Raw genomic sequence first — 6,572 nt, 5'->3', positions numbered from 1 at the left:
GGCGGTGGGCGGACGGCGAGTCCCGTTGAGTGCGGTCACGCCGCGTCCCGCTCGGAGAGCGCGCCGAGCACCCGCAGACGTTCCCGGTGAACCGTCAAGCGGCCCTGGAACTCCTCGTAGTCGCGCGTGCCCTCGCTCCACGCCGCCTCGGCCAGGGCGCACAGCCTCGGGAACGTCAGGTACCGGACGTGGTCCGGGGTCGGCACGAACTCCGTCCACAGCTGCGCCTGGGTGCCCAGCACCCCGGGGCGGCCCCCATTGCCCGGATCGGCGACCGGCAGGCCGCCCGCGAGCGGGTCGAATCCGTACACGTCGGCGACCGTGGTGACCACGCCGGGCTGGGCCGTTGGCTCGCCGGGATGGGTGCTCTGCGCGTAGTCCAGGTACGTCGACCGGTGCGGCGCCATGATCACCTGGTGGCCGCGTTCGACCGAATGTACGCCGTGACCTGAGTCGCGCCAGGCGGTCAGGGTCATGTCGGCGGGGAGTTCGCCGTTCTGTTCCGCCTCGTCCCAGCAGACGGCGCGGCGGCCGTGCTCGGTCAGCGTCTCCTGCATCTGCCGCAGAAACCAGCCGTGCAACTGGGCCGGCGTCGTGAAGCCCAGCTCCGCAGCACGGCGGCGAGCCACCGGGCTGGTCTCCCACTGCGTGGTCGGGCACTCCTCGCCGCCGATGTGGACGTACCGGGACGGGAAGACCGAGACCGTCTGCGCCAGCACCGTGCGGCAGAACTCCAGTGCCTCGTCGTGCAACCCGAGGATGTCCTCGCTGATCCCCCAGCTCGTCCAGACCGGAAGGGTCACCTCGGGCCGGTTGCCCAGGTGGGGGTAGGCGGCCAGGAGCGCGCGGGCGTGGCCGGGCATCTCGATCTCCGGGACAATGGTCACGCCGCGACGGGCCGCGTACGCCACCAGGTCGCGCAGCCGGCGCTGGGAGTAGAAGCCGCCGTGCGGGATTCCGTCGAAGCGCGTGCTGCCCGACGGGCCGACCATGGACTCCGTACGCCAGGCGCCCACCTCGGTCAGCCGCGGCAGCCCCTCGATCTCGATGCGCCAGCCCTGGTCGTCGGTCAGGTGGAGATGCAGCACGTTGAGCTTGTGCAGCGCGATCCGGTCGATGAACTCCTCGAGGAACTCCGGCGGCATGTAGTGCCGTGCGACGTCGAGCATCACCCCCCGCCACGGCAGCCGCGGTGCGTCACGCACGGTCACGCACGGCCACCGCCACGCGTCTGCCGGGGCCGACGCCGGATCCAGCGCGGCCGGGGGCAGGAGCTGGCGCAGCGTCTGGACACCGTGGAAGAGCCCCACCTCGCCGGGCGCGGTCAGGAGGACCTCGTGTGGGGAGATCTCCAAGCGGTACCCCTCGTACGGGAGGTCGGCCGGCGCGATCTCCACGCGGACGGCCGGTCCGTACGACGCGCGAGGCCGGTCGCCCAGGTAGCCGGCCAGAAGGTCGGCGGGGCGTGCGGCGCCCGGTCCGGCCGAGAGATGGAGGGCCGCGGGGATGGCGAACTCACCGGGATGGACGGTGAATTCGACGGGGCGAGGAATTATCACGATAACCTTTCTCGAAAAGGCCTATCCCTTGACGGCCCCGGCGGTCATTCCGACGACCAGCCGACGCTGGATGAGCATGAAGAAGACCACGATCGGCAGCGCGAACAATGTCGAGCCTGCGATCAACCCGCCATAATCGGTACCGATGTTGGTGGAGAACGACGCCAGCCACACCGGCAAGGTGTACCGGGACTGGTCCTTCATCATCACGTACGCGTAGATGTAGTCGTTCCAGGCGACGATGGACGAGAAGACGCTTGCGGCGATGATGCCCGGCATCACGAGCGGGAGCAGCACCTTGCGGATCACGGTGAACCGGCTCGCCCCGTCGACCATCGCAGCCTCTTCGAGTTCCACCGGTACGCCGTGCAGGAATCCGCGCATCACCCAGATCGTCAGGGGCAGCACGAACGCCGAATAGGTGACGATCAGCCCGATCAGCGTATCGAGCATGTTCAGGCTCTTCATGCTCAGGAACAGCGGAATCAGCAGCGCCGGCCCAGGGATCATCTGGATCACCATGATCCCGATGAGGAATCCGCGGCGCCCGAAGAAGCGAAAACGCGTCAGTGCGGTCGCTGCGAGAAAGGCCACCACGACGGACAGCGTCACGACGACTCCGGTGACGATGACGCTGTTGACGAGGTAGTCGGAGAAATGCGGTTTGCGCACCGCGTCGGCGAAATTAGCAAGACTCAGCGGGAAGGGCAGGAACTTCGGCGTCGGGCTGAGCGTGTCGCCGGACGGCTTGAGTGCCGTGTTGACCATCCAATAGACCGGGAACATCCAGACGGCGCAGAAAAGAACGGTTCCGATGTTCAGCGCGATGCGGGCCGGTCGGACTCTTCGCACCCTGCCTTTTTTCACGCGACTTCTCCCGCCCGCACCAATCGGCGCACGTAATACCACGTCAATGCCGTGAGAAGGACGGTCGCGAGGACGGCGATCGCGGCGCCCTGCCCATACGACTGGCTCGCGAAGGCCCGGCGGAACGACCAGACGACGAGCGTGGTCGTCCCACCGTCTGGGCCGCCGCCGGTCAGCAGCCAAATCTGGTTGAACACGTTGAAGTCCCAGATCACCGACAGGACGGTGACGAGCAGCAGGATCGGCCGCAGGAACGGCACTGTGATCACGCGGAAGCGCGTCCAGTACCCGGCGCCGTCGAGCGCGGCGGCCTCGTAGTAGTCGCCCGGGATCTGCGACAGCCCGGCGTACAGAGTGAGCGCGACGAACGGCACCGACTGCCAGACCACGAGCAGCCAGACCAGCAGGAGCGCGGACACCGTGTGCGCGGTCCAGTCGTACTGCCCGAGCCGGAGTATCCAGTTGACCACGCCGTACGTCGGCTGGAACAGCCAGGTCCACAGCATTGTCGCGGCCACGTTCGGCACCGCCCAGGCCGCGATCAGGCAGAACGTGACCAGCGTCCGCATCCGCCGGCCCAGCGCGCGCATCGCCAGAGCGACGCTCGTGCCGATCAGGAGGGTGCCGCCCGCCATCGCGACGCAGACGAGCGCGGTACGGACCAGCATCGGGACGATCTCGTCGCCGTGGAGGACGGCGGTGTAGTTCGCGAACCCGGTCCACCGCGTCCGGCCGCTGAACAGCGCCCGCAGCCCGTAGTCCTGGAAGGAGATCAGCACCAGCCGTACGAGCGGGTACCCGATGACCAGGGCGAGGACCAGCGCGGCCGGAGCCAGGAGCACGTACGGCAGCGCGGAGCGGCGGCGCCGGGCCCGAAACTCGACGGCCTCGGGCACGACGGTCGCCCGCGTGGCCAAGGTTTCCATGCGTGTCACTGGGATGCGTTCAGCGCCTGGTTCAGGTGCTGATCGAAGGATTTCGCGGCGTCGGCGATCGGCGTCTTGCCGGTGGAGATGTCACCGAAGAAGGTCTGCAGCGACTTGTCGCTCTCGATCGTCGCCCAGCCTGGGCTCGCCGGCGTCGCGACGCTGCGCTTGGCCGCGAACGAGAACGCCTTGAACAGCTCCGGGCGCGACCCGGTGGTCTGGTCGATGAGCTGGGACGAGACCGGGGTCCAGCCGTCGATCCCGTCGATCGCGCTTGTCTGTACGGCGGTACTGGTGGCGGCCTTGAGGTAGGCGAGGGCGAGGGCCTGATTCGGGCTCTTGGCCGCGATGCCCAGGTCCGAGCCGCCGAGGAAGACCGGCTGGCTGCTGCCTACGCCGGCGCCGGGGAGCGGGAACGTACCGAGCTGCCCCTTGAGGGACGGTTTGATCTTGAGGATGGAGTTCACGCTGGTGTTGAGGATCGCCGAGGCCTTCTCCTGGGCGAAGATCGCGTTGTAGTCCGGGGTGAGGTTGAAGAGGTTGCGCGAGGCGGGCGTGGAGTAGGTGTTCTGGAACTGCTTCCATGCCGCCAGCCCGCGCTGGGCCTGCGGCGATTCCAGCGCCCCGGTCCACTTGTCACCGTTCTTGGTGGCCAGTTCGCCGCCCGCGTCCCAGACGAATTGCAGGCCGCCGAACCAGTACTGGCCCGGCATGTAGAACGCGGAGAAGTCCGGCGCCGGGTTGGCCACCTTGATCTTGTCGAGGTCCGCGGTGAACTCCGCGAACGTGGCCGGCGGCTTGGTGACCCCGGCCTTGGACCAGATCTTCTTGTTGTAGACCACGGCACGCTCGGCCGCGAAGAGCGGCGCGGCGTACAGTCGGCCGCCGATCGCCGCGGGTCCGACCAGACCGGGCAGCCAGGTCTGCCCCTGCGCCAGGGTCTTCTGCACTGCGGAGATGTCCGACAGACCCCCGGCGGCGGCGAACAGCGGGACGTCGGTGTTGCCGATCTCGAGTACGTCCGGCGGATTGTTCTGGGCCAGCGCGGTCGTGATCTTGGTGTTGATGTCGTCCCATTCCTGGATCTGCACCTTCACCGAGGCGCCGGTGGCCTTGGTGAACTCGGTGTTGATCGCCTTAGTCGCGGCGTCGGACAGATCGCCGTTCATGTACCAGACGGTGAGCGTCTTTCCGGTGCCGGAATCCGGCCCGGCGATCTTCGCGGTGGACCTGGAGGCGGTGCCGCCGTCTCCGCCGCACGCGGTGGCAGTGCACGCGAGCGCGACGCTCGCCGCCAACGCGGCCGTAACACGTCTGTGCATGTCGATCCCTCCTGGGTGGCCAGAGCTCACCGCTCCGGCGTCGGCCGGTCGCGCCCCCGTCGCTCGGTGCGCCAGATGGTGACACTTGTCCATTGGTCATGTCAATGATGGAAGATCGCCGACGCTCAGCCATCGGGACCACAGCCTCTCTTGCCCCGTAAATTCGGCAAAAGCGCGGCGAACCAAGGGTTGACAAGCCGGTAGGCGGGGTTCATCTTGAGGGCCATCGGCCACCGCAGAACTGACCTTTGGTCAGTTCTCTGAACGTACGCAGCGTCTTCATTCGTCCTTGGGGGCACGCGCGCGTACGGTGCCGTCCGCCCGCGTCCGGCCGCGGGCGGCGGGGCCGATCATGTCCGCCCGCCACGCAAGGAGAACCATGCGGCTTCACCCCGCCCTCAGACGCCTCGCATCCGGACGTCGCCGCACCGCCCTGCTGACCGCCCTCGTCCTGTTCGGCGCCACCGTCGTGACGGCCGGCGTCCTCACCGGCGGCCCGGCCCAGGCGGCCTCGAGCCTCCAACTGCAGTACCGGACGACCGAGACAGGAGCCACCGCCGGGGACATCGAGCCCTGGTTCCAGGTCGTCAACACCGGCTCGTCGTCCGCGTCGCTGTCCGGCGTCGCGATCCGCTACTACTTCAGCGCCGACACGACCGTCCCGTACGTCTACACCTGCGAATGGGCGGTGATCGGCTGCTCCAAGATCTCCGGTACGGTCGGCGCGCTGAGCGGCGGCCCGGCAACGGCCGACCACTACTTGGAGGTGGCCTTCGGGTCGAGCGCCGGCTCGCTGGCGCCCGGCGCCTCAACCGGCGACCTGCAGCTACGGCTCAACCGGCAGGACTGGCAGCAGGTGAACCAGGCCAACGACTACTCGTTCAAGAACCAGACCTCGTACGGCTCGTCCGGCACCGTCACCCTGTCGGTGAACGGTACCGTCGTCTCCGGGACCGCCCCGGGCGGGACCTCCACGCCGCCGACGTCACCGCCGCCGAGCGGCAGCGGCGTCCTGTTCGACGACTTCCAATACACCGGCCCCTCCGATCCGAACCTCGGCGCGCACGGCTGGTCGATCCGCACGGGCGGGGGCGGCCCGGGCATTCAGGGCACCTGGTCGGCGAACGCCTTCAGCTTCCCGTCGGACTCCACCGCCCAGGGCGGCAAGGTCATGAACCTGACGGCGACCACCGACGGCACGACCAACGGAACCACCCAGGCCGAGATCGACACGGTCCAGCGCAAGTTCTTCGAGGGAACGTACGCGGCGCGCGTGTACTTCAACGACGCCCCGACCACGGGTCCGAACGGCGACCATGTCAACGAGACCTTCTACACGATCACGCCGGACGACTCGCTCTACAGCGAACTCGACAACGAGTACCTGCCGAACGGCGGCTGGGGCGCGCCCGGCCCGACGCTGTACACGACCACCTGGTACAGCGCCGACGCCATGGACCGACAGACGCACAATGTCATCTCCAGCCTGCAGGGCTGGCACACGCTGCAGATGACCGTGGCGGGCGGCACCGTGACGTACTACGTCGACGGCAACGTCTACTTCTCCACCACGGGCAAGTACTACCCGCGAGAGAAGATGACCATCGACTTCAACGAGTGGTTCATCGACCTCCCGTTCAGCGGTGCGCGCACGTGGAACGAGAAGGTTAACTGGGTGTACTACAACGCGTCGGGCGCGCTCACGCCGGCGCAGGTCACCAGCGCCGTGAACGGTTACTACAGCGCGGGCACCCACTTCACTGACACCGTCCCGAACTGAATTCAGGCCGGCCCCGGGCCGTACGACGGTTCTCGTACGGCCCGGGCGACCGTCTTGTTGAGACCATGGGGCTGTGACCGGCACCGAGCAGAGATCCCCCCGTACGCCATCGACCCCT

The 6,572-nt window shown here is 68.0% G+C and carries 5 protein-coding genes; 1 reads left to right on the top strand and 4 read right to left on the bottom strand.

Annotated elements, in window-relative coordinates; genetic code table 11:
• Window positions 1–35: 35 nt before the first annotated feature.
• Genes AB0I04_RS54730 through AB0I04_RS54715 form a run of 4 tightly spaced genes read right to left on the bottom strand, consistent with a single transcriptional unit; the run spans window position 36 to window position 4,674 of the window.
• Window positions 36–1,559 (bottom strand): beta-N-acetylhexosaminidase, encoded by a 1,524-nt coding sequence (locus tag AB0I04_RS54730; RefSeq protein ID WP_360904873.1) that lies wholly within the window; start codon window positions 1,557–1,559, stop codon window positions 36–38.
• Between the two features lie 21 nt (window positions 1,560–1,580).
• Window positions 1,581–2,426 (bottom strand): carbohydrate ABC transporter permease, encoded by an 846-nt coding sequence (locus AB0I04_RS54725; protein ID WP_360904870.1) that lies wholly within the window; start codon window positions 2,424–2,426, stop codon window positions 1,581–1,583.
• The gene (locus AB0I04_RS54720) at window positions 2,423–3,352 is read right to left on the bottom strand and encodes a sugar ABC transporter permease (protein WP_360904867.1); all 930 of its coding nucleotides are present in this window, start codon (window positions 3,350–3,352) and stop codon (window positions 2,423–2,425) included. Before AB0I04_RS54720 ends, AB0I04_RS54725 begins: the two co-directional genes overlap by 4 nt.
• 5 nt (window positions 3,353–3,357) lie before the next feature.
• Window positions 3,358–4,674, bottom strand: a complete 1,317-nt coding sequence (locus tag AB0I04_RS54715; RefSeq protein WP_360904864.1) for an extracellular solute-binding protein — start codon at window positions 4,672–4,674, stop codon at window positions 3,358–3,360.
• Window positions 4,675–5,053: 379 nt separating this feature from the next.
• On the opposite strand from AB0I04_RS54715, the gene AB0I04_RS54710 reads away from it, so the two are divergent.
• Window positions 5,054–6,454, top strand: coding sequence for a cellulose binding domain-containing protein (locus tag AB0I04_RS54710; RefSeq protein WP_360904861.1), 1,401 nt, complete (start codon window positions 5,054–5,056; stop codon window positions 6,452–6,454).
• The last annotated feature ends 118 nt before the right edge of the window (window positions 6,455–6,572 follow it).

The sequence above is a fragment of the Actinoallomurus sp. NPDC050550 genome, assembly GCF_040655075.1.
Taxonomy (GTDB): domain Bacteria; phylum Actinomycetota; class Actinomycetes; order Streptosporangiales; family Streptosporangiaceae; genus Actinoallomurus.
The sequence above is the reverse complement of the archived record's forward strand: the minus strand, read 5'-3'. Positions and strand labels throughout refer to the sequence as shown.

Coding starts and splice junctions, on each gene's coding strand:
- AB0I04_RS54720 (WP_360904867.1), bottom strand. CDS start 3,352: ATGGAAACCTTGGCCACGCGGGCGACCGTCGTGCCCGAGGCCGTCGAG.
- AB0I04_RS54715 (WP_360904864.1), bottom strand. CDS start 4,674: ATGCACAGACGTGTTACGGCCGCGTTGGCGGCGAGCGTCGCGCTCGCG.
- AB0I04_RS54710 (WP_360904861.1), top strand. CDS start 5,054: ATGCGGCTTCACCCCGCCCTCAGACGCCTCGCATCCGGACGTCGCCGC.